Here is a 21,010-nt window from a genome sequence, read left to right as displayed (position 1 = left end):
CGAATCGGCGGCCAACCAATGAATCCGCATATGCAAATCACCTGCCGGACGATACGTGAACGACGGGCCGGCAGGCGCCGCCGCACTCAATCGGTGCCGAGCGGGCTTTCCTCGATCGAGTCGACGCGATCCGGGTAAAACGCGAGGTGCGCGCGAATCGATTCGACGGCCGGGTTCGGATGCTCGTACGTCCACACCGCGTTGGTCGCGCGTTCGCCGCCGGCGGGAATCGAGTAATACGCGCAATCGCCCTTGTACGGGCAGTACGTCGCATGGTCGGTGCGTTGCAGCAGCGCCATGTCGGCGTCCTCGCGCGGAACGTACAGCACGGCCGGATAGCTGGCCTCGCGCAGCGCCAGCGCGTGGCGCGTATCGGCGACGACCTTGCCGGCCACCTTGACCACCACGCGGGACGGATGCGGTTCGATCGTGATCGGATGATCGGGGCCCGGCGACTTCACGGGACGAGAGGGCGTATCGGGGCTGATCGACATCGTGGGTCCTCCAGGAAGGGGCAGCGCGCCGGCAGGCGCGCCGCGCCGCAACGTGCGCGCGGGCGAATGCGCGCGCGCCGGTGCCGGCGTTGACCAACCGATACGATGCGCCAATTCCGGAGACTCTGCAGGGGGCCGGAAGGCGGGCCGCGAATGGCGTCGCTGCACGACGCGGAGCGGCGGCGCGTGGCAGCCGGAATTCGCCGGCATGCCCGACGCTCGCGCGGACATTTTCATGCAGCGGCAGCGCGATGCATCCGCCGCGATAAGCAACGCGGAATTAATTGGTAAGCGATCGGCGGGCGGCGCGCGAAGATCGGCGGTCGTCATTCGCATGACAGTCCTTTCTCGATCGCCACCATGAAGATTCCATTCGTTTCGTTCTCGGCGCATCGCGCGCGGCCCGCATCCGTTGCCGTTGCAGCGCTGCGCGGCATGGCCGCGTCGCTGCTGCTCGCCGGCGCGGTCACGCACGCGTTCGCGGCGCCGGCCGGCAAGACGCTCGTGTTCTGCAGCGAAGGCAGCCCGGCCGGTTTCGACCCCGGCCAGCACACGACCAGCACCGATTTCGACGCGAGCACGTACACGATCTACAACGGGCTCGTGCAGTTCAAGCGCGGCACGCTCGATCTCGCGCCGTCGCTCGCGACGAGCTGGGACGTGTCGTCCGACCAGCGCGTCTACACGTTTCATCTGCGGCGCGGCGTGAAGTTCCAGACGACCGCGTGGTTCAAGCCGACGCGGCCGTTCCAGGCGGACGACGTCGTGTTCACGTTCCGCCGGATGCTCGACCCCGACGATCCGTTCCGCAAGGCCTATCCGGTCAGCTTCCCGTATTTCAGCGATCTCGGATTCGACCGCAACATCGAGCGTATCGAGAAAGTCGACGACGACACGGTGCGCTTCGTGCTGAAGTCGCCCGACGTCGTGTTCGTGCGCAATCTCGCGATGGCGTTCGCGTCGATCCTGTCGGCCGAATACGCGGCGCAGTTGACGGCGAGCCATCGCGAGGCCGACATCAACCAGTTCCCGGTCGGCACGGGGCCGTTCCAGCTGCGCGCGTACCAGAAGGACGCGACGATCCGTTACGACGCGAACCCCGACTACTGGAAGCCGGACGACGTGAAGCTCGCGCATCTCGTGTTCGCGATCACGCCCGATCCGGCCGTGCGCCTGCAGAAGCTCACGGCCGGCGAGTGCCAGGTGTCGGTGTTTCCGCGGCCGGCCGATCTCGAGACGGTGCGGCGCGATCCGAAGCTGACGCTGTTTTCGGGGACGGGCTTCAACGTCGGCTTCGTCGCGTACAACACGCAGCATCCGCCGCTCGATCGCGTCGACGTGCGACGCGCGCTCGACATCGCGATCGACAAGGCGGCGATCATCAAGACCGTGTTCAACGGCGACGCGACGATCGCGACGAACCCGATGCCGCCCGCGCAATGGTCGTACAACCCGCGCCTGAAGGACGCGCCGCGCGATCCGGCCGCGGCGAAGGCGCTGCTCGCGCAAGCAGGATTCCCGAACGGTTTCGACCTGACGCTGTGGGCGATGCCGGTGCAGCGCCCGTACAACCCGAACGCGCAACTGATGGCGCAACTGATCCAGCAGGACTGGGCGAGGATCGGCGTGCGCGCGAAGATCGTCAGCTACGAGTGGGGCGAGTACAACCGCCGCGCGAAACACGACGGGCAGCACGACGCGATCCTGTACGGCTGGTCGGGCGACAACGGCGATCCCGACAACTGGCTCGGCACGTTGCTCGGCTGCGACGCGGTGCACGGCAGCAACCTCGCGAAGTGGTGCAACGCGGATTTCGAGCGGCTCGTCGATGCGGCGCGCACGAACGCGGACGTCGCGAAACGCACGTCGCTTTACGAGCAGGCCCAGGTCGTATTCAAGAGTCAGGTGCCGTTCACGCCGATCGCGACATCGATCGTGTCGCTGCCGCTCTCGAAGCGCGTGCACGGGGTGACGTTCTCGCCGCTCGGCGGGCACCGGTTCGACGGCGTCTCGCTGGATTGAGGAAGGCAGGCCGGCGCGCGTGCGCCGGCCGTCGACGCGACGGTCAGTTCAGTGCGACCGCGGCCGCCGCTTCGACCGGCGAGCCTTCGAGCGCGACGGATGGCCGGCCGTCGGGGCCGACCGGCACGTCGCCGACGAGCGTCGTGCGATAGAGCTGGCGATCGAAGTCGAGATCGAAGATGTCGACCGGCGCGAGATGCGCGGTCGCGCGGTTGTCCCAGAACGCGATGCTGCGTGGCTCCCACTTGAAGCGGATCGTGAATTCCGGCCGCGTCACGTGCTCCCACAGCAGTTCGAGCAACGCCTGGCTTTCGCGAGGCGTCAGCCCGACGATCGACTTCAGGAAACTCGGGCTCACGTACAGCGCACGTTCGCCGGTCTCCGGGTGCACGCGCACCAGCGGATGCTCGGTCACGAGCGGGCGGCGTTCGACGGCTTCATCGAATGCGCCGGTCGCGCGCGCACCGGCCGGCGGCGTGAAGCGGTGGATGCCGCGCAAGCCGTCGACGAAGCCGCGCAGCGGCGCCGACAGCGTCTCGTACGCACGCACGAGGTTGGTCCAGTGCGTGTCGCCGCCGTACGGCGGAATCGTCACGCCGCGCAGGATCGACGCCCACGGCGGATTGACCGCGGCCGTCACGTCGGTGTGCCAGCCCGTCCACGGCCGGCGCACCGGCTCGCCTTCGAAGCGCGTCGCCTTGCGATGCTTCGCGATCGAATAGACGGCCGGGTGACCGTCGACGTGCCCGAACACCGGATGGCCGACGGTCGGCTCGCCGAACTGCGCGGAGAACGCGACATGCTGCTCGTGCGTGAGGAACTGCTCGCGGAAGAAGATCACGCGCCATTTCAGCAGCGCGGCGCGAATCGCGGCGATCTGCGGCGTGGTCAACGGCTGGGTGAGGTCGATGCCGCGAATCTCCGCGCCGATGTGGGCGGACAGCGGGATCACGTCGACCGGCTGGGCGGCGGGTTCGGGTAGGGCGCTCATGCGACGCTCCTGGCGGAAGTGAACGGGGTGGACGGCCGGCGACATCGTTGCGCATGCAAGCGTCGGCCCGGTGGCGGGAACGTCATGGTCGGATCCTCCGGTCGGCAATGCGGGAATGCGGAAAGGTGGCCGGCGCGGCGGCGGCCGAAGTCGCCGCCGCGCGCGGCGAACGTCATTGCAGCGTCGCGCCGGGCCCCTTCAGCACGACGCTGCGGCGGCCGTCGACGCCGACCGGCACGTCGCCGTGAACGGTCGCGCGACGCACGACGCGGTGCGCATCGCCGTAATCGTTGATCGCATAGTGCTGCGTCGCGCGGTTGTCCCAGATCGCGACGTCGCCTTGCTGCCAGTTCCAGCGCACGGTGTTCTCGAGGCGCGTCACGTGTTCGTGCAGCACCTGCAGCAGATGCGCGGAATCCTGCGACGACAGCCCCTTGATCTTCTGCACGAAGTGCCCGAGCACGAGCGTGCGTTCGCCGGTCTCCGGATGCACGCGCACGACCGGGTGTTCGGTTTCGTAGACGGTCGACGTGAACACTTCGCGGTAGCGCTTCAGTTGCGTGTCGTCGGCATGCACGTGCGTCGACGCGTAGTCGTAAGCGTTCGTATGCACTGCAGACAGCGTGTCGGCGAGTGCGCGCAGCGATTCGGGCAGATGCGTGTACGCGGCGGCCGTGTTGGCCCACACCGTGTCGCCGCCGAACGGCGGGATCACGACCGCGCGCAGGATCGACACCTTCGGATACGCGTCGACGAAGGTCACGTCGGTGTGCCACGAATTGGCGCGCGCGCCGTGCGCGGAATCGAGTTCGAGCAGGTGCGCGCTGCCGTCGACGGACGGCACGGTCGGGTGCGCGACGATCTCGCCGAAGCGGCGCGCGAAGGCTTCCTGCGCCGTGTCGTCGAGATGGCCCTGGTTGCGGAAGAACAGCACCTTGTGGCGCAGCAGCGCGGCCTGGATTGCGTCGAACGTCGCGTCGTCGAGCGTGCCCGACAGCCGGACCCCGGCGATCTCGGCGCCGATCCGGCCGGCGACCTGGCGAACCTGAAGCGGGACGGCGGCCGTGCGCGGCGCGGCGGCGTGCGAAGCATGCGATGACGGGTGAGCGGCGTGCTGGACTTCGGACATCGGGAGTCTCCTGGATCGGATCGGTCGAGTCTCCATTCAAGCAGGGACCGCGCGGAACCGGAACCGATGAATCGTCACATCCTTAGCGCGCGCCGCGATGATCGATATGTGTCGTCATGCTGAGCAATTCGGGCACGGTGTCGGGTCATGCGGCGCGACCGTGTCACCACGCGAGCCGCCATTCGCCGATCCGGTGCGCATCGGGCGCATCGACGCGCTTCGCCCGGCCGCCATCGCGGCCATCACCGCCACCCGGCGGTGCACGATCGTCGAAATCGGCGAGCACCGTATCGCGCAGCCGCGCGAATTCCGGCGAATCGCGTCGGCGCGGCCGCGGCAGCGCGACGTCGACGATGCGCTCGATGCGCCCGGGGCGCGGTGCCATCGTGACGACGCGATCGCCGAGATAGACGGCTTCGTCGACGTCGTGCGTGACGAGCACCATCGTGATGCGTTCCTGCTCCCAGATGCGCAGCAGTTCGTTCTGCATTCGAGCGCGCGTTTGTGCATCGAGTGCGCCGAACGGCTCGTCGAGCAGCAGCACACGCGGCCGGTTGACGAGGCCGCGTGCGATCGCGACGCGCTGCGCCATCCCGCCCGACAGCTGGTTCGGGTACGCATGCTCGAAGCCGTTCAGCCCGACGAGCGCGATGTGCTCGGCCACTGCGCGTCGCTTGCTCGCAGCGTCGAGCGGTGCATTGCGCAGCGCGGCCTCGACGTTCTGCGCGACCGTCAGCCACGGGAACAGCCGGTGATCCTGGAACACGATCCCGCGCTGCAGCGACGTGTCGCGCACGGGTTCGTCCCCGGCGCGGATTTCGCCCGCGTAGTCGGTGTCGAGCCCGGCGATCAGCCGCAGCAACGTCGACTTGCCGCAGCCGCTCGCGCCGACGATCGTGACGAATTCGCCGGCACGCACGTGCAGCGACACGTCGTCGAGCACGGCAAGCGTCGCGCCGCGTTGCGCATAGCGCTTGCTCACGTGGAGGATATCGAGCGAATCGGAAGCGAGGTTCGTCATGGCGGAGCAGGAAGCGACAGGAAGAAGGAGGGCGATCAATGGCGCAGGTCGCCGCGCCGGGCCAGCACCTTGCGTTCGACCGCACGCGCGATCGCGTTCAGCGCCCAGCCGGTCACGCCGACGACGATGATTCCGAACAGCACGAGGTCCATCCGGAACTGCTCGCTGCCGTCGATCAGCGTGTTGCCGATCCCGCTGCCCGCGACGAGCAGGTACTCGGCGCCGAGCGTCGCGAGCCACGAGTAGATGAGGCCGAGATACAGCCCGGTGAAGATCGATGGCAGCGCGGCGGGCAGGAGCACGTAACGCACCAGCTGAAGCCGCGAATAGCGCAGCGCGCGGGCCACGTCGACATACGCGCGCGGCACCGCATGAATGCCGTCGCACGTATGCGTGGCGACCGGCAGAAGCGCGGCCAGTGACAGGAATACGACCTTGGCGGCGTCGCCGAGGCCGAACCAGACGGAAATCAGCGGAATCCACGCGAACAGCGAGATCTGCTTGAACGTGTCGAAGCTCGGGCCGACCACCCGCGCAGCGATGCGCGACAGGCCGAGCGCGGCGCCGAGCAGCAGGCCGCCGGTCGCGCCGATCGCGAAGCCGCACGCTTCGCGCGCGAGCGAAGCCGACAGCGCGCGCGCCAGCGCACCGCTGGTCGTCTGGGTCCACGCCGTGTGCAGCACGTCGGTGGGGCCGACCAGCAGCCCGCTTTTGACGAGATGCGCGGACGAGACGGCCCACCAGAGCGCGAACGCGCCGAGTGGCAGGACGAAACCGCGCCAGTCGGGCACGGGAAAGCGCCGGGCGGTCGAGACGGCGGGCGACGAGGCGTCGGGTATCGACGTGGCGGCAGGCGGCATGAGCGGCATCCTTGAATCGGGTTCAGCCGCGGAACGCGGACGGCACGCCACGGCGCAGCCGTGCTTCGAGCGCGTCGAGCAGCCGGTTGATTGCGAGGCCGACCGCGCCGACGACGATCACCGCCGCCATCACGAGATCGAGCTGGAACAGCTGGCGCCCGTACACGATCAGGTAGCCGAGCCCTTCCGACGATGCGACCAGTTCGACGACGACGAGCGCGAGCCAGGATTTCGTGAAGGCGAGCCGTACACCGGTCGCGAGCGTCGGGATCGCGGCGGGCAGCACGACGTGGGCGATGCGCTGGCGGCGCGTATAGCCGAACACGCGCGCGACTTCATCGAGCGCAGGCGGCGTCTGGCGGAAACCCTGCAGCGTGCTCATCGTCACGGGGACGAGTGCCGCATGTGCGATCAGCAGGTACTTCAGCGGCTCGCCGACGCCGACGAGCAGCAGCAGGAACGGCAACCAGCCGAGCACGGGAATCTGCACGAGCGCATTGAAGCCGGGCAGCACGTAGGCTTCCAGCGTGCGCGACAGGCCGAGCGCCGCACCGGTCGCGAAACCGAGCAGCGTGCCCGCCGCGAAGCCGACCAGCACGCGCTGCAGGCTGATCAGCGTATGGCGCGCGAGATCGCCGCTGGCGGCGAGTTCCGCGAGCGAGTCGGCGACCTGTTCGGGCGGCGGCAGGATCTGCGGCGCGATCCAGCCGCGCGCGCTGCCGACGGTCCACAGCGCGAACAGCAGTGCGGGCAGCGCCCACGGCGCGAGCCGCCACGCCACGCGCTTCACGGCCGCCGCGCGGGACTGCGCCGCGAGCGCAGGCGGGTCGGACGACGGAATCGGGATCGCGGTGTCGCTCATCGGGGCCGGTCCGGGTCAGGAGAGGGGCTTGCCGGACGCGTCGTAGCGCGGCCAGTAGTGCTCGAGGTGCTGCGCGCGCAACGCGTTGTCGAGATACTTCGGTTCGAACCAGCCGTCGACGTCGACCGGCTGGCGGATCAGTTTCAGCTTCAGCGCGTCCTGCGCGACGGCCTTGTAGCGCGCGACGAGGAACGGATCGATCAGCGGCGACAGGCGGTCCTTCAGGCGCTGGTTCGCAAAGTCGGCCTGCCACGACGTATAAGGCACGCCGCTTTTCGCCCACAGCTTGAACAACGCGTCGCGGTTCGCTTCATCGGACGACCATTGAGCGCCCTTGACCAGCGCGTCGACGACACGCTGCACGATGTCCGGATGCGCGCGCTCGAAGTCGTCGAGCACGAGCAGGTGGGTCTGACGCGTGAACTGCGGGCCGTCGTTCTGCGATTCGTAGATGATCTTTGCAAGGCCCGCGTCGCGCAGTTTGTACAACTGATAGTCGCCGACCGATGCGTCGATGCCCTTCGACGCGAGCGCGGCAAGCGAACTCGCCGAGTCGAGGTTGATCACGCGCAGGTCGCGTTCGCCGAGGCCGTTCTTCGCGAGCGCATTGTCGGCGACGAGCTGCAGGTTCGTGCCGCGGAAGATCGACACGCGGCGGTCCTTCAGGTCGGCGATCGAGCGGATCGCGGAGTCCGGCGGCACCGCGATCTTCACGCCCGAGCGCACGCTCGCGGCGAGCAGCAGGCGCGTCCTGATTCCGTTCGAGCGTGCGAGCACCGCCGGCAGGTCGCCCTGGTAGGCAAAGTCGAGCGCCTTGTTGGCGATCGCCTCGTTGACGGCCGGGCCGGCGCCCTTGAAGAACAGCCACTGCACCTTGATGCCGTCGGTCGCGAACTCCTTTTCGACCAGTTGCTGCAATTGCGCGGTGGCCGCGCTCGACCCGCCGAAGGTCGGCGGATCGCCGGTGCCCTGCTGGGCGACGCCGATGCGGATGGTGGCGGGCTTGTCGGCGTGCGCGGCGACCGCGGGGAACGCGACGAGGGACGCGATCAGCAACGATCGCAGCAGGCGCAGCGGAGACGGGAATCGGTCGATCATGGCGCGTCGGATGGCGAGGAGTGGAAATCGGGCCGGAGGGCGTCGAACCATTCTGGAGGACGCCGCCGGCGCGGGACAAGCAACGATTTGAACTATGCTTATCGCCGCGTTTCCGGTTGGCAAATCACGCGTGGCGCCAATTGGAAATGTCGAATCGCGCGAGCGCCGAGCACCGATCCCGCAGCCGATCGGCGCGTGCAATATTTTCCGGATCGCGCTGGCATGCACGAAAGGATTGCCGGGCAACGCACGCGAGAGTGTGTTCTGAATTCGTCAATGCGAAGCGTGCGGCATATTGAAAAACTGAATAAAAAACCATCGAATTGAACGCTGGCGGCAATGATGCGGCCGGGCATTAACATTCTTACTTCGAGCCATGACCGGCCTGCCGCGCCTCGCTGGAAAAGCGGTAAATGACGTGCGCGTATTTCATCGCTGAAGCGCTCCGCGCGTAAATGCATTCCGACGCCAAATTATTTGAATTCGCCCAAAAAATTGTCTATACCCTAGACGAATTGGCGTAATCCGCATCGTGTCAATGCGGCTCGCCACAAACGCGCGAATGTAGCGGCGAATGCCGTCGCCGCACACCACGCGTTGCAGCGATCGAATGGATTCCGGGGAATGCGCACGGTCCGATGCCGGGGCCGCCGCATGGGTCACGAATGGGCGAACGCCGTGCGCACCACCCCGTGCAACACCGCGTCATTACATTCAACGGTCGATCACCGACCCCGCCACACGGAGGTTGTCATGCTGCAATACGTCAAGACCTTGCTGCGCGATGAACGTGGTGTCAGCTCGCTCGAATATGCGGTTTTGGCCGGTATCGTCGTGGTCGCGCTGGCGGCGGTCGGGGTGATTCTCAGCAGCACGTCCGGCGGCTTGCCGGCCGTGTTCACCGCACTGATCAACAAGGTCACGGCGTTGATCTGATCTCCTGAACCCGCGCGCCGTCGGCGGACACACGGATCCGCAGCGGTACGACGTTTCCAGCCGGGGCGCGCCGACGGACGGCTCTCCGATGCTCTTTCTCGCACAGTCGGCGGCGACGCTCGTGCTGGTGTCGCTCGCGACCCAGGACCTGCGCGAGCGGCGCTTGTCCAATCGCGCCGTGCTGGCGTTCGCGATGCTGTATTTGATCGCGGCGGCACTCGCGCGCGACGGGCTCGCGCAACTCGCCGGTCACGTGGCGACCGCCGCGGCGATGCTGCTGCTGTTCGCGGGCTTGCGTCACGCGGGCTGGATGGGCGGCGGCGACGTGAAGCTGGCGGCGGCGGTATTCCTGTGGGCCGGCCCGACGCTCGCGTTCCCGGTGCTGACGCTCGTCGCCGCGAGCGGCGCCCTGTACGGCGTCGCCGCGCTCGCGGCCGTTGCATGGCGGCGTCACACCGCGCCGGCACGTGCGATCGCGCCGCGCGGCGTGCCGTACGGCATCGCGCTCGCGCTCGGCGGCATGCTGGCCGTCTGGGCGCCGTTTCCTCACGCGGTTTCGCTTACCTAGCCGGGGGACGCACGCCGCCATGCCCAAACCCCTGAGAATGGCCGTGCTGATCATCGCTGCCGCGATCGGCGCGTTCATCCTGCGTCAGCTGTACGTCTCCGCGTCGACGCCTTCCGCGCCCGGCGAAGCGGCCGAGGTGAGCGTGCGCGTCGCGGCGGCGGACCTGCCCGAAGGGCTGCTGCTGCGCGACAACGATCTCGCGTGGAAGCGCATGCCGCGCACGCAGGTGCCGGCCGGTGCGTTCGTCGAGTCGCAACCGGGCGCGGACCTGAAGGGCGCGCTGCTGCGCAACCGTGTCGACGCCGGTGCGCCGATCCGCGCGGACAACGTGATTGCGGCCGGCGCGCCGGATTTTCTCGCGGCCGCGCTGCAGCCCGGCATGCGCGCGATCTCGGTGCCGGTCGACGACGTGTCGGGCAACGCGGGGCTGATCCAGCCGGGCGACTTCGTCGACGTGGTGCTCACGCAGGAGATCGGCGGGTCCGCGACGACGCCCGGCACGTTCGAAGCGGAGACGGTCGTGCGGCGTGCGCGCGTGCTCGCGGTCGGCTCGGAATTCCAGCGTGCGAAGACACCCGCGAGCGCGCCGGACGTGCCGGTCCGCGCGCGCACGGTCACGCTCGAGGTCGCGCCGCGCACCGCCCAGGTCGTGCTGGTCGCGACGCGCCTCGGCTCGCTGTCGCTGGCGTTGCGCAGCTTCGCGACGAGCGATCGCCGCCAGGCGGCGGGCGGCGGCGAACAGGAGCCCGATACGCCGCCGGTGTGGGTCGGCGACGTGTCGCGCGCGGCCCGTGACGCGGCGCGGGCGCCGTCCGGGAGAACGGACGGCGGCACGCGGCCGGCGGTGCAGGGCAACACGGTCGTGATCTATCGCGGCTCGTCGGTCGACGACGGGTCGCGCGGCGGCGGCATCGGCACGCCGGGCTTGCCGCCGCTGCCGTCCGGGTGGCCGGCTATGCCAGGCACGCCAGGCATGCCGGTTGCGCCGGCCGCGCCCGCGGGCGGCAACGTTGCCGCGGACGCGACGGCGCAAGCGCCGCGCGCGGCCGTGCCGCAGTGACGGCATGACGATTCGGGCCGGCCGCCCGGCGGCCGGCATTTGACGGGAAGACGCATGGTGCGCATGGTTCGTTGGATCGCTTTCTGGTGCCTGGCCTGCATCGTCGCGCCGGGCGTCGTGCTCGCGCCGCGCGCGCAGGCGGCGGACGCCGGCGCGGCGTTGTCGATCGCGACCGGCAAGGGCGAGATGCTGTCGCTGTCCGAACCCGCGATCGCGATGTTCGTCGCGGACCCGAGCATCGCGGACATCCAGGTGCCGTCGCCGCGCACCGTGTTCGTGTTCGGGAAGAAGGCGGGCACCACCACGCTGATCGCGCTCGGCGCGAACCATCGGCCGATCCTGCGCCGGACGGTGATCGTGCAGGTCGATACCGCGTCGCTGCAGGCGGTGCTCGACAGCCGCTTTCCGCAGTTGAAGCTGTCGGTGTCCGGCGCGCCGGGCTCGCTGATGGTGTCGGGCAAGGTGCCGAGCGCAGCCGACGCGGACGCCGTGATGCAGTCGCTCACGCCTTATCTCAACGACAAGGAAAAGATCGTCAACCGGCTCACGCTGTCGCGCCCGATCCAGGTGAACCTGCGCGTGCGCGTGACCGAGGTGAGCCGCAACGTCACGCAGCAGCTCGGCATCAACTGGAGCTCGCTCGGCGCGGCCGGCAATTTCGTCGGCGGGCTGTTCAACGGACGCACGCTGTTCGATCCGACGACCAAGCTGTTCAACCTGTCGCCGACCGGCGCGTATTCGATACTCGGCGGTTTCCACGCGGGGCGCTGGTCGATCGACGTCGTGCTCGATGCGCTCGACCAGGAAGGCCTGATCACGATGCTCGCGGAGCCGAATCTCACCGCGATGTCCGGCCAGACCGCGAGTTTCCTCGCCGGCGGCGAAATTCCGATTCCGGTCGCGCAGGCCGGCACCACGACCGGCGCGATCACGGTCGAGTTCAAGCCGTTCGGCGTGTCGCTCGACTTCACGCCGACCGTGCTCGCCGACAACCGGATCAGCCTGAAGGTGCGGCCGGAGGTGAGCGAGGTCGACTCGAGCAACAGCGTGACGACGGGCGGCGTCACGGTGCCGGGGCTTTCGGTGCGGCGCGTCGAGACGACGGTCGAGCTGTCGAGCGGGCAGAGCTTCGCGATCGGCGGGCTGCTGCAGAGCCAGACGGCCGATACCGTGTCGCAGATCCCGGGGCTCGGCCGGCTGCCGATCATCGGCCGGCTGTTTTCGTCGAAGAACTTCCAGGACAACAAGACCGAGGTCGTCGTGATCGTGACGCCGTACATCGTGCAGCCGACCGGCCCCGGCCAGCTCGAGCAGGCGCTCGACACCGTCGCGCGGCCGAGCAGCGATCTCGAGTTCGCGATCCAGCGCAATCTCGGGATCGACATGCTGTCGGGCGACACGCCGCGCCTCGTCGGCGCCGCGGGCTTCGTGTACTGACCGGAGGAGCGCGCATGCGAATTCGAACCATCGTCTCCGTCCTGTTGCCGCCGGCGCTGGCGGGTTGCCTGTCGGCGCCGCCGCCGATCAACCTGCCCGATGCGCGCGCGATCGGCTTCGACGGCGTGCACGCGGTACCACCCGACTGCGCGAAGCTGATGCAGCCGTCGCATCTCGTCGATGCCGGGTTCGGGCGGCCCGGCGTGCCGTTCGGCTGCGCGACCTACACGAATCTCGCGACGATGCTCGCGCGCCCGGAGGATCTCGTCGCGCCCGTGCCGTATGGCGGCGCGGACGCGCAAGTCGCGGCCGACGCCGTGCGCCGCTACGTCGAGGATCGCGTGAAGCAGCCCGCACCCGGCAAGACGTTGACGACGACCGGCTCGCCCGGCCATTGACCCACTCCCGATGCGAAGCGCGATGCCGCCCATGAACGTCCTCGACCGCCAGAATGCCAAGCACGCCGCCGCAGCCGGAGCGGCGGACCTCGTCGCGGTCGTGTCCGACGCCGGCAGCGAGGACGTGATCCGGCGCGTCGCGCAGGATCTGTCGATCACGCGCGCCCATGTGCAGCCGGGCAACTGCGACGACGCGATCCGGCTGTTGCAGCAGCATGAACGCTCGCCGCGCCAGCTGATCGTCGACGTGTCGGATTCGGTGCTGCCGGTATCCGACCTGATGCGGCTGGCCGACGTGTGCGATCCGTCGGTGAGGGTCATCGCGATCGGCACGCAGAACGACGTCGGGCTGTTCCGCAACCTGCTCGGCATCGGCGTGCAGGACTACATCGTGAAGCCGCTGACCGTCGAGTTGATGCGGCGCGCGCTGACCGCGACGGAATCGGTCGTGCAGGCTCGCACCGGCAAGATCGTCGCCTTCGTCGGCGCGCGCGGCGGGGTGGGCGCGACCACGATCGCGGTGAGTCTCGCGCGCTGCCTGGCGGGCGAGAAGCGCCGCCGCGTCGCGTACGTCGACCTCAACCTGCATGGCGGCGGCGCGAACTCGATGTTCGGGCTGTCGAGCAACAACGGGCTGATCGAATTGCTGAACATGGAGCAGCGTCCCGACGACGCGTTGTTCGACCGCATGTTCGTCACGAAGGGTGATCGCCTGCACGTGCTGTCGGCCGAACTGGCGTACGGCGAGGAAGCGTCGTTGCGCGACGATGCGGTCGCGTTGCTCGTCGACATGCTCAAGGACCGCTTCCACTACGTGCTGTTCGACGTGGGCACCCGCGTCGGCAAGCTGTTCGAGGACGCGCTGGCGGTGTCCGATCTCGTCTATATCGTCGCCGACCGTTCGGTGCACGCCGCGTACGAAGCCGCGCGGCTTGCGCGCTTCGTGAAGGAGCTGCCCGGCGAGCGGCTGCTGTCGATGATGCTGAACAACCCGCTCGAACCGGTCAAGGGGCGCGTCGCGCAGACCGACTTCGAGGACGCATTCGGCGGCGTGAGGCTGCGCGAGCTGCCGCACGAGCCGCAGCCGCTCGCGGTCGCCGAGAACCTCGGCGAGCCGATCGAGCGCGCGAAACGTCACGGCTTCCTGGACGAGATCCGGCTGCTCGCGAACGGCATCACCGGCGAATCGATGGCCGTCGCCGAGCCGTGGTACGCGCGCTTCGTCAAATGGAGGAAGGGATCGTGACGTTCGGTACCCGCAAGCAGTCGACGCCGGACCCCACGCCCGCAGGGGCGCCCGCCGCGCCGCGCGACGGCGCGCCCGGGCCGGGCCCGGGCGCGGGTCCGGCCGCGAGCCCGGCGCCCGCGTCCGCGCGCGCGCTGGCGTCGGCCGATACCCAGGAGGCGCTCATTCGCTCCGGCAAGTTCGATGCGATTCGCACCGCGGTGTTTTCGTCGATGAACATGTCGGCGGCGCTGATGAAGACGCGCGACGAAGTGCGTGCGGGCATCGAGCAGGTGGCCGCGCACACCGTCGAGCGCGAACGTCTGAAGATCACGACGGGCGAGCAGGTGCTGATCGTCGATGCGATCCTGAACGACATGTTCGGCGTCGGGCCGATCGAGCCGCTGCTCGCCGACGACACCGTCTCCGACATTCTCGTGAACGGCCCCGATCAGGTGTACGTCGAGCGCGCGGGCCGGCTCGAACTCACGCCGCTGAAGTTTCGCGACAACGCGCACGTGACGAGCGTCGCGCAGCGGATCGCGGGGGCGGTGGGGCGTCGCGTCGACGAAAGCAGCCCGATGGTCGACGCGCGTCTCGCCGACGGCAGCCGCGTGAACGTGGTCCTGCCGCCGATCGCGATGCGCGGCGCGTCGATCTCCATCCGCAAGTTCGCGAAGCGCGACATCACGCTCGCGCGCATGGCGCATCAAGGCAATATCTCGCACGGGATGCTTCAGGTGCTGAAGATCGCGTGCGCGTGCCGGCTGAACATCGTGATCTCGGGCGGTACGGGTTCGGGCAAGACGACGCTGCTCAACGCGCTGTCGCAACATATCGAGGAGCACGAACGAATCGTGACGATCGAGGACGCGGCCGAGCTGCAACTGCTGCAGCCGCACGTCGTGAGTCTCGAGACGCGGCCGGAGAATACGGAAGGGCTCGGCGGGATTTCTCAGCGCGACCTCGTGCGCAACGCGCTGCGGATGCGGCCCGACCGCATCATCCTCGGCGAAATCCGCGGCGCGGAGGCGTTCGACGTGCTGCAGGCGATGAATACGGGGCACGACGGCTCGATGACGACGATCCATGCGAACTCGCCGCGCGACGCGATCAGCCGGCTCGAAAGCATGGTCATGATGGCGAACGCGAACCTGCAGCTGCTGTCGATCCGGCGCCAGATCGCGAGCGCCGTGCACCTGTTCGTGCAGGTCGAGCGGATGCGCGACGGCGTGCGCCGCGTGACCCGGATCACCGAGATCGTCGGGATGGAGGGCGAGGTGGTGATCACGCAGGATCTCTTCGCGTTCCGCCAGGAAGGCGACACGACGCGGGACGTGGTGAAGGGCGTGTTCGAGGCGTCGTCGCTGCGGCCGGCGTTCGCGCCGCGCGCCGCGTATTACGGCGTCGAGGACGCGCTGTCCGAGGTATTCCGGCAATGAGCGCCGCGGACCTGTTCGCGCTCGGCGCATTCGTCGTGATCCTCGCGGTGGGCCTCGCGCTGTCCGCGCTGCTCGATCGCGCGCGCCACACGCCGGAGCAGCGCATTCGCGCGCGGATGCGGCACCTTGCGCCATCGCTGGCGGGCCGGGAGGCCGGTGCGGCCGCGGCGCCCGGCGTCGCGCTGTTCAACCTGCCGCGCCGGCAAAGCCGCGCGCGCGCGTGGCTGCAGCGTTACGTGACGCGCGTGCGGGCGGTCGGCGGCGAACGCGGGATGCGGATCGTCGTCGCCGGCACGCTCGCCGGCGCGATCGCCGCGATCGCCGTGGTGGAGCTCGTCGCGCTGCCGAGCGTACTTCATCCGCTGATCTACGTCGGGTTGCCGCTCGTGGCGATGCGCGCCAGTTACCGCGCGCTGGTCGAGCGGTTCCGGCTGCGCTTTCTCGAAGCGTTCCCGGACGCGATCGACCTGATCGTGCGGGCGGTGCGCGCGGGCATTCCGGTCACGCAGGCGATCAGCACGGTCGGCGACAGCGCGGCGGAGCCGGTGCGCTCGACCTTTCGCACGATGGGCGACAGCCTGCGCGTCGGCGCGGATCTGAAGGACGTGCTGACGCTCGCGGCGGACCGGCTGATGATCGCGGACTTCTCGTTCTTCACCGTCTATCTGCTGCTGCAGCGCGAGACGGGCGGCAGCCTCGGCGAGACGCTCGACGAGCTGTCGAGCATCATTCGCACGCGCCGCGACATCCGCCTGAAGACGCGCGCGTTGACCGCCGAAGGGCGGATCACGACGAAGATCATTTCGGCGGTGCCGTTCGTGATGATCGGTGCGCTGTTCCTCGTGAACCGCGCGTACGTGATGCTGCTGTTCGACACGCATCCCGGACGCGTGATGCTGACGATCGCCGCGGCGCTGCTGACGATCGGACTGCTTATGATCCGCAAGATCTCGAAACTGGATACCGCGCGATGACGATGTCGATGCTGGCCGCCCGCGGCCTCGAACTGTTGTTGCTGCTCGCGTGCGTCGCGGCGGCGCTCGCGCCGCCCGGCGGCGGCACGCGCCGGCGGATCGCGGAACGCGTGCAGCAGGCGGCCGGGCAGCGCTCGCTGTCGCTGGCGTCGGGGCGGCTGCAGCCGGGCGAGGTGCGTCAGGACCTGACCCGGCGCCTCGCGCAGCTCGGCGAGCGGCTGCCCGTGCTCGACCCGATGCAGCGCGCGAAGCTCGGGCTGCAGCTCACGCGCGCGGGTTTTCGCGAGCGGCGTGCGGTGTCGTCGATGATCGGCATCAAGCTGAGTTGCGGCGTGCTGTTCGCGGGTGTCGCGATCGTGTTCAGCCCGTACATTCCGCGCTTCGGCGAATACTTCGTGATCCGCGCGCTGGCGATGGTCGCCGCGTTCGTGATCGGCGTGATCGTGCCTGAATACGTGCTCGGCGCGATGATCCGGCGGCGCCGGCGCATCATCTCCGCGTGCTTTCCGGATGCGCTCGACCTGCTCGTGATCTGCACGATGGCCGGCAACAGCCTCGCATCGGGCGTGCGGCGTGTCGCGCGCGAACTCGAGCGCATTTGCCCGCCGCTCGCCGACGAGCTGAAGGTGTGCGCGGACGAGCTGACGCTGAGCGGCAACGTGGCCGAAGCGCTTGCGCACTTTTCGATACGCGTCGACTTCGCGTCGGCGCGTTCGCTTGCCACGACGCTTACGCAATCGCAGCGATTCGGCACGCCGATCACGCAGGCGCTGCGGACGCTGTCGCGCAGCGAGCGGACCGAGCAGATCGTCGCGCTCGAGGAACAGGCCGCGAAGCTCGCGCCGAAGATCACGCTGCCGATGATGCTGTTCATCCTGCCGACGGTCGGCCTGATCGCGGCGGGCCCGGCGGCGATCCGCCTGCTCGAGGTATTCAAATGACACGATCCGTCCTCCGTGCGCTCGCGTTCGCGGCCGTGTTGCCGGTGCTGGCCGGCGGCTGCGCGCCGGGTATCCAGACGCGGCCGGCGCTGTCGCACAAGAGCGACGATCCGCAGGCCGAATTGCGCATTGCCGACAGCGCGCTGGCTGGCGGCAACGTCGATCTCGCATCGACGCTGTACGAGAAGGTGCTTGCCCGGCATCCCGATTCGCTCCCGGCGCGTCTGGGGCTCGGGGACGTCAACTACCGCGCGGGCGATCTGGAGCGCGCGCGAATTCTCTACGAGCAGGCACGGCAGCAGGCGCCCGCCGAACTCGGGCCGCAGATCGGGCTTGCGCGTGTCGCGTTGCGGCAGCGTCGGCTCGACGAGGCCGCACGGCGCTACCGCGACCTGCTCGCCGCGCAGCCGAACCTTCCGCTCGCGGCCGAAGGGCTCGGCACGGTGCTCGATCTGCAGGGCCGTCACGAGGACGCGCAGGCCGTGTACCGGGATGCGCTGCGCGCGCATCCGGATGCGCAGGGGCTGCGTGTCGACCTCGGGCTGTCGCTCGTGCTGGGCAACCGGCCGCGCGAGGGCGTGAACGTATTGCTCGACGTGGCCGGGCTGCCCGACGCGCCGTGGCAGGCGCGCCAGAATCTCGCGTTCGCGTATGGCGTGCTCGGCAACATCGATTCGGCGAAGAAGTTGCTGTCCGCGGATCTGCCCGCGTCGGCGGTGGCTGACAATCTGCGCGTCTACCAGGCGGTGCGCGCGCAGCTCGCGTCGCGCCCGGCGTCCGCCTCGGCGCGGCCGTCGACGGGCGCCGCGCTCGAGCCGCGCGCCGTGTGGCCCGCCGCGGAGGCCGAAAAATGACACGCGGGGCGATGGGCGCGCGCCGCGCGCGCGGCGTCGTGTCGCTCGAATTCGTGCTGATGCTGCCGTTCCTGTTGATGGTGCTGATCGGCATCATCGACACCAGCCTGCTGCTTTGCGACAAGGCCGTCATCACGAACGCGAGCCGCGAAGCCGCGCGCGCCGGCGTCATGCTGCGCGTGCCGATGCTGACCACGACGCAGATCGCCAGCGTCGCATCGAGCTACACGCAGAACAGCCTGATCACCGGCGGCGCCGCGACGCCGCCGACCGTGACCGTGACGCAGGCGAACGGCACGACGGCGGGCACCGCGCTGACGGTCACGGTGACCTACACGTATTCGGGGCTGGTGCTGGGTTCGGCATTCAGCGCGCTGACCGGCCCGGTGACGATCTCGGCCAGCTCGGTGATGCTCTATGAATGACGCCGCCGACGCGCCGGGGATCGGCGCCGTACGCGAGCGCGGTTCCGTCGCGCTGTTCTTCCTGATGTTCCTGATTCCGCTGCTGTCGTTCGGCGCGCTGGCGATCGACATCGCGTGGGTGGCCACCGTGCGCAACCAGCTGCAGAACGCCGCCGACGCGGCTGCGCTCGCGGGGGCCGACGCGATGATGTCGCCGACCGGCGGCGTGCTGAACTGGTCGCAGGCCGCGCCCGCGGCGAACGGCGTGATCGCGCAGAACGCGGCGGCAGGCGCACCGCTGGCGACCGGCACGGTGACGACCGGCTACTGGAACGTGACGCGCAGCCCCGCGTCGATGCAGCCGACCACCATCACGCCCGGCTCTTACGATGTGCCCGCGGTGCAGGTGACCGTGTCGCGCGCGCCGGGCGTGAACGGCGGGTCGATTCCGCTGCTGCTCGGCGGGCTGCTCGGCATTCCCGGCGCATCCGGCAGCGCGACGGCGATCGCGGTGCTCGCCGCGCCTGGCGGAGTCGCGGCGGGCGGGCTCTTTCCGATCGCGATCGACCAGTGCGTGTACAACCAGTACTGGAACGCGGCGACCAACCAGCCGCTGATCAATCCATTGACCGGCCTGCCGTACGAATTCTCGATCACGAACGGCCAGACCTACGGCGCGCTGTGCATGGGCGGCCAGTGGACGTCGTTCCAGTCGACCGCGACCGACACGACGACGATGGGCGGTCTGATGGTGACCGGCAACCCGACGACGCTCAACATCGGCGACAGCATCTATCTTGCGACCGGCGTGAAGGCCACGCTCTACACGTCGGTGCCGGTCGGCACGACGGTCGTGCTGCCGGTCGTCACGCAGACGGCGAGCAGCACCTACGTGCCGATCGTCGCGTTCGCGGCGTTCCACATCGACGTGTCGCTCGGCGGGACGTACAAGTACATCCAGGGGCACTTCGTCGCCGGCGTGAAGATGACCGGCGTCGCGACGGGCGTCGGGCCGTACTACGGCGTATACGTGCCGCCGCGGCTCGCGCTGTGAGCGTCGTGGCGCGCGCGGCGCAGCAGCACGAGCAGCGCGAAGAGCGTCACGGCCGGGCCGATCTGCGGCCACTGGAGCCACGGGTTCAGGTATTCGACGATCGGCAGTGCCCACATCAGCGCGATCGCGGTCTGTTCGCCGCGCAGCCAGCCGTCGTGCCAGCCGATCGACAGCATGCAGGCGATCGCGATGGCGAGCCATGTGAGTTCGTAGTGCCACAGGTACGGGGTGGCCACGAGCGTCGCGACCGTCAGCACGGCGGCGCGCACGCGGGTATCGCGCGACTGCGTCCATGCGATGCAGGCGGCCGCGATCGCGATCGCGGCAATACCCGCATGTGCCGCATACGCGGCGCCGAGCGGCACGCCCGAGAGGCGGAATGTCGCGAACGGCGTCGGCGACGCGAGCCAGAACACGACACCGTGTTCGAGGACGATCGAGCGTACGAGGTCCGTGCCGGCCACGAACAGGCGCAACGACTCGATGCCGCAGACCAGGACGCTCAGCGCGACGAACGTGCCGGTGGCGAGCGCAGCCCACGCGATCGTGCGCCATGCGCGTGTCGCCACCAGCACGAACGGGAACAGCAGCGCCATCTGCGGCTTGACGGACAGCAGTCCGATGCAAAGGCCCGCCCACATCGGCCGCCGCTCGGTCCAGTAGACGGCCAGCGCCGCGCACGATGCGGTCAGGAACGCGTTTTGCCCGAGCGCCCCGGTGACGAACACGCACGGCGCGACGGGCAGCGCAACGATGCCGGCGCGCCATGCGCCGGGAATCACGCCGAGACGCGCCACGCGCCATGCGGCGAGGCCCAGCGCGGCGACACCGGACGCGACGAACAGCGGATAACCGAGCGCGAACGGAAGCAGCGCCAGCGGCGTCACGAGCAGCAGATACGTGGGCGGGTACAGCCACGGGGCGAAGGCGTCGCGACGAAGATTCGGGAACAGTTCGGCCGTCAGCCGCGAGAATACCGAGAAATCGTATGCCTGCGAGGGCGAGCCGTGCAGCATGACATACGACGCGGACCAGAACACCGAGAAGTCGGCGCCGGCGCGCGACAGGACGCTGCCGTGCGCATGACGCACGACGGATATCCAGATCGCGACGAACAGCGCGGACAACGCCAGCATCAGCGTGCTGTACAGGATGACGCGTCGCGGTGTGAGCCACGCGACGATCGGGCGCTCCGCCGAGCGCAGCGATTGCCGGGGAATGTCCAATTGCGGCCGCCCGG

22 protein-coding genes are annotated in these 21,010 nt (G+C 69.1%); 14 read left to right on the top strand and 8 right to left on the bottom strand.

Annotated elements, in window-relative coordinates; all coding sequences use genetic code 11:
* Positions 1–86 precede the first annotated feature (86 nt).
* Entirely contained in the window at positions 87–494 is a 408-nt protein-coding gene (locus tag ACV22V_RS19390; RefSeq protein ID WP_059524833.1) for a DUF427 domain-containing protein, read from the bottom strand.
* A 360-nt stretch (positions 495–854) separates the two neighbouring features.
* Between ACV22V_RS19390 and ACV22V_RS19385 the strand changes: the two genes are divergently transcribed.
* Entirely contained in the window at positions 855–2,516 is a 1,662-nt protein-coding gene (locus tag ACV22V_RS19385; RefSeq protein ID WP_448015133.1) for an ABC transporter substrate-binding protein, read from the top strand.
* A gap of 43 nt (positions 2,517–2,559) precedes the next feature.
* Here the strand turns inward: ACV22V_RS19385 and ACV22V_RS19380 are convergent, their stop codons facing one another.
* The 6 genes from ACV22V_RS19380 to ACV22V_RS19355 form a co-directional block, all read right to left on the bottom strand.
* The gene (locus ACV22V_RS19380) at positions 2,560–3,507 is read right to left on the bottom strand and encodes a TauD/TfdA dioxygenase family protein (RefSeq protein ID WP_059818827.1); all 948 of its coding nucleotides are present in this window, start codon (positions 3,505–3,507) and stop codon (positions 2,560–2,562) included.
* Between the two features lie 172 nt (positions 3,508–3,679).
* Positions 3,680–4,636 carry a TauD/TfdA dioxygenase family protein gene (locus ACV22V_RS19375; RefSeq protein ID WP_059524839.1) on the bottom strand — a complete coding sequence of 319 codons (957 nt, stop codon included), beginning with the start codon at positions 4,634–4,636 and terminating at the stop codon, positions 3,680–3,682.
* Between the two features lie 163 nt (positions 4,637–4,799).
* Positions 4,800–5,657, bottom strand: a complete 858-nt coding sequence (locus ACV22V_RS19370; protein WP_448015131.1) for an ABC transporter ATP-binding protein — start codon at positions 5,655–5,657, stop codon at positions 4,800–4,802.
* Between the two features lie 35 nt (positions 5,658–5,692).
* Positions 5,693–6,517, bottom strand: a complete 825-nt coding sequence (locus tag ACV22V_RS19365; protein ID WP_448015130.1) for an ABC transporter permease — start codon at positions 6,515–6,517, stop codon at positions 5,693–5,695.
* A gap of 22 nt (positions 6,518–6,539) precedes the next feature.
* Complete coding sequence (locus tag ACV22V_RS19360) at positions 6,540–7,379, bottom strand: ABC transporter permease (protein WP_059689795.1); 840 nt, start codon at positions 7,377–7,379, stop codon at positions 6,540–6,542.
* A 15-nt stretch (positions 7,380–7,394) separates the two neighbouring features.
* Complete coding sequence (locus ACV22V_RS19355) at positions 7,395–8,477, bottom strand: ABC transporter substrate-binding protein (protein ID WP_059524843.1); 1,083 nt, start codon at positions 8,475–8,477, stop codon at positions 7,395–7,397.
* A gap of 94 nt (positions 8,478–8,571) precedes the next feature.
* Here ACV22V_RS19355 and ACV22V_RS19350 point away from each other — a divergent pair, with 94 nt between their 5' ends.
* From ACV22V_RS19350 to ACV22V_RS19290, 13 genes are all read left to right on the top strand, one after another.
* A complete protein-coding gene (locus ACV22V_RS19350) occupies positions 8,572–8,745 on the top strand; it encodes a hypothetical protein (RefSeq protein ID WP_448015128.1) in 174 nt (57 codons plus the stop codon).
* Between the two features lie 485 nt (positions 8,746–9,230).
* Positions 9,231–9,413: a Flp family type IVb pilin gene (locus ACV22V_RS19345; RefSeq protein ID WP_044843866.1), complete on the top strand. Its 183-nt coding sequence runs from the start codon at positions 9,231–9,233 to the stop codon at positions 9,411–9,413.
* Positions 9,414–9,501: 88 nt separating this feature from the next.
* Entirely contained in the window at positions 9,502–9,981 is a 480-nt protein-coding gene (locus ACV22V_RS19340; RefSeq protein ID WP_448015126.1) for an A24 family peptidase, read from the top strand.
* Between the two features lie 19 nt (positions 9,982–10,000).
* A complete protein-coding gene (gene cpaB / locus ACV22V_RS19335) occupies positions 10,001–11,041 on the top strand; it encodes a Flp pilus assembly protein CpaB (RefSeq protein ID WP_448015124.1) in 1,041 nt (346 codons plus the stop codon).
* 54 nt (positions 11,042–11,095) lie between these two features.
* Complete coding sequence (locus ACV22V_RS19330; RefSeq protein ID WP_448015122.1) at positions 11,096–12,478, top strand: type II and III secretion system protein family protein; 1,383 nt, start codon at positions 11,096–11,098, stop codon at positions 12,476–12,478.
* A gap of 14 nt (positions 12,479–12,492) precedes the next feature.
* Complete coding sequence (locus tag ACV22V_RS19325; protein WP_059524851.1) at positions 12,493–12,876, top strand: CpaD family pilus assembly lipoprotein; 384 nt, start codon at positions 12,493–12,495, stop codon at positions 12,874–12,876.
* A 22-nt stretch (positions 12,877–12,898) separates the two neighbouring features.
* A complete protein-coding gene (locus ACV22V_RS19320; protein ID WP_448015120.1) occupies positions 12,899–14,122 on the top strand; it encodes an AAA family ATPase in 1,224 nt (407 codons plus the stop codon).
* Positions 14,104–15,543, top strand: coding sequence for a CpaF family protein (locus tag ACV22V_RS19315; protein WP_448015118.1), 1,440 nt, complete (start codon positions 14,104–14,106; stop codon positions 15,541–15,543). Before ACV22V_RS19320 ends, ACV22V_RS19315 begins: the two co-directional genes overlap by 19 nt.
* Entirely contained in the window at positions 15,540–16,517 is a 978-nt protein-coding gene (locus tag ACV22V_RS19310; RefSeq protein ID WP_059700004.1) for a type II secretion system F family protein, read from the top strand. The genes ACV22V_RS19315 and ACV22V_RS19310 overlap by 4 nt, the downstream gene beginning before the upstream one ends.
* On the top strand, positions 16,514–17,458 hold the full coding sequence (locus ACV22V_RS19305) for a type II secretion system F family protein (protein WP_059818837.1): 945 nt from the start codon (positions 16,514–16,516) through the stop codon (positions 17,456–17,458). Before ACV22V_RS19310 ends, ACV22V_RS19305 begins: the two co-directional genes overlap by 4 nt.
* The gene (locus ACV22V_RS19300) at positions 17,455–18,312 is read left to right on the top strand and encodes a tetratricopeptide repeat protein (protein WP_448015116.1); all 858 of its coding nucleotides are present in this window, start codon (positions 17,455–17,457) and stop codon (positions 18,310–18,312) included. Before ACV22V_RS19305 ends, ACV22V_RS19300 begins: the two co-directional genes overlap by 4 nt.
* Positions 18,309–18,737, top strand: coding sequence for a TadE/TadG family type IV pilus assembly protein (locus ACV22V_RS19295; RefSeq protein ID WP_448015115.1), 429 nt, complete (start codon positions 18,309–18,311; stop codon positions 18,735–18,737). Before ACV22V_RS19300 ends, ACV22V_RS19295 begins: the two co-directional genes overlap by 4 nt.
* Positions 18,730–19,770, top strand: coding sequence for a TadG family pilus assembly protein (locus ACV22V_RS19290; protein WP_448015113.1), 1,041 nt, complete (start codon positions 18,730–18,732; stop codon positions 19,768–19,770). The genes ACV22V_RS19295 and ACV22V_RS19290 overlap by 8 nt, the downstream gene beginning before the upstream one ends.
* On the opposite strand, the gene ACV22V_RS19285 is transcribed toward ACV22V_RS19290, so the two are convergent.
* On the bottom strand, positions 19,734–20,996 hold the full coding sequence (locus ACV22V_RS19285; protein ID WP_448015111.1) for a glycosyltransferase family 87 protein: 1,263 nt from the start codon (positions 20,994–20,996) through the stop codon (positions 19,734–19,736). The genes ACV22V_RS19290 and ACV22V_RS19285 overlap by 37 nt on opposite strands.
* Positions 20,997–21,010 lie beyond the last annotated feature (14 nt).

The sequence above is a fragment of the Burkholderia sp. AW33-5 genome (genome assembly GCF_053427615.1).
The sequence above is the reverse complement of the archived record's forward strand: the minus strand, read 5'-3'. Positions and strand labels throughout refer to the sequence as shown.

Bases quoted from the DNA above. Each gene is read 5' to 3' on its own strand.
- ACV22V_RS19390 (WP_059524833.1), bottom strand. From the start codon at position 494: ATGTCGATCAGCCCCGATACGCCCTCTCGTCCCGTGAAGTCGCCGGGC.
- ACV22V_RS19385 (WP_448015133.1), top strand. From the start codon at position 855: ATGAAGATTCCATTCGTTTCGTTCTCGGCGCATCGCGCGCGGCCCGCA.
- ACV22V_RS19380 (WP_059818827.1), bottom strand. From the start codon at position 3,507: ATGAGCGCCCTACCCGAACCCGCCGCCCAGCCGGTCGACGTGATCCCG.
- ACV22V_RS19375 (WP_059524839.1), bottom strand. From the start codon at position 4,636: ATGTCCGAAGTCCAGCACGCCGCTCACCCGTCATCGCATGCTTCGCAC.
- ACV22V_RS19370 (WP_448015131.1), bottom strand. From the start codon at position 5,657: ATGACGAACCTCGCTTCCGATTCGCTCGATATCCTCCACGTGAGCAAG.
- ACV22V_RS19365 (WP_448015130.1), bottom strand. From the start codon at position 6,517: ATGCCGCCTGCCGCCACGTCGATACCCGACGCCTCGTCGCCCGCCGTC.
- ACV22V_RS19360 (WP_059689795.1), bottom strand. From the start codon at position 7,379: ATGAGCGACACCGCGATCCCGATTCCGTCGTCCGACCCGCCTGCGCTC.
- ACV22V_RS19355 (WP_059524843.1), bottom strand. From the start codon at position 8,477: ATGATCGACCGATTCCCGTCTCCGCTGCGCCTGCTGCGATCGTTGCTG.
- ACV22V_RS19350 (WP_448015128.1), top strand. From the start codon at position 8,572: ATGCTTATCGCCGCGTTTCCGGTTGGCAAATCACGCGTGGCGCCAATT.
- ACV22V_RS19345 (WP_044843866.1), top strand. From the start codon at position 9,231: ATGCTGCAATACGTCAAGACCTTGCTGCGCGATGAACGTGGTGTCAGC.
- ACV22V_RS19340 (WP_448015126.1), top strand. From the start codon at position 9,502: ATGCTCTTTCTCGCACAGTCGGCGGCGACGCTCGTGCTGGTGTCGCTC.
- cpaB (WP_448015124.1), top strand. From the start codon at position 10,001: ATGCCCAAACCCCTGAGAATGGCCGTGCTGATCATCGCTGCCGCGATC.
- ACV22V_RS19330 (WP_448015122.1), top strand. From the start codon at position 11,096: ATGGTGCGCATGGTTCGTTGGATCGCTTTCTGGTGCCTGGCCTGCATC.
- ACV22V_RS19325 (WP_059524851.1), top strand. From the start codon at position 12,493: ATGCGAATTCGAACCATCGTCTCCGTCCTGTTGCCGCCGGCGCTGGCG.
- ACV22V_RS19320 (WP_448015120.1), top strand. From the start codon at position 12,899: ATGCCGCCCATGAACGTCCTCGACCGCCAGAATGCCAAGCACGCCGCC.
- ACV22V_RS19315 (WP_448015118.1), top strand. From the start codon at position 14,104: ATGGAGGAAGGGATCGTGACGTTCGGTACCCGCAAGCAGTCGACGCCG.
- ACV22V_RS19310 (WP_059700004.1), top strand. From the start codon at position 15,540: ATGAGCGCCGCGGACCTGTTCGCGCTCGGCGCATTCGTCGTGATCCTC.
- ACV22V_RS19305 (WP_059818837.1), top strand. From the start codon at position 16,514: ATGACGATGTCGATGCTGGCCGCCCGCGGCCTCGAACTGTTGTTGCTG.
- ACV22V_RS19300 (WP_448015116.1), top strand. From the start codon at position 17,455: ATGACACGATCCGTCCTCCGTGCGCTCGCGTTCGCGGCCGTGTTGCCG.
- ACV22V_RS19295 (WP_448015115.1), top strand. From the start codon at position 18,309: ATGACACGCGGGGCGATGGGCGCGCGCCGCGCGCGCGGCGTCGTGTCG.
- ACV22V_RS19290 (WP_448015113.1), top strand. From the start codon at position 18,730: ATGAATGACGCCGCCGACGCGCCGGGGATCGGCGCCGTACGCGAGCGC.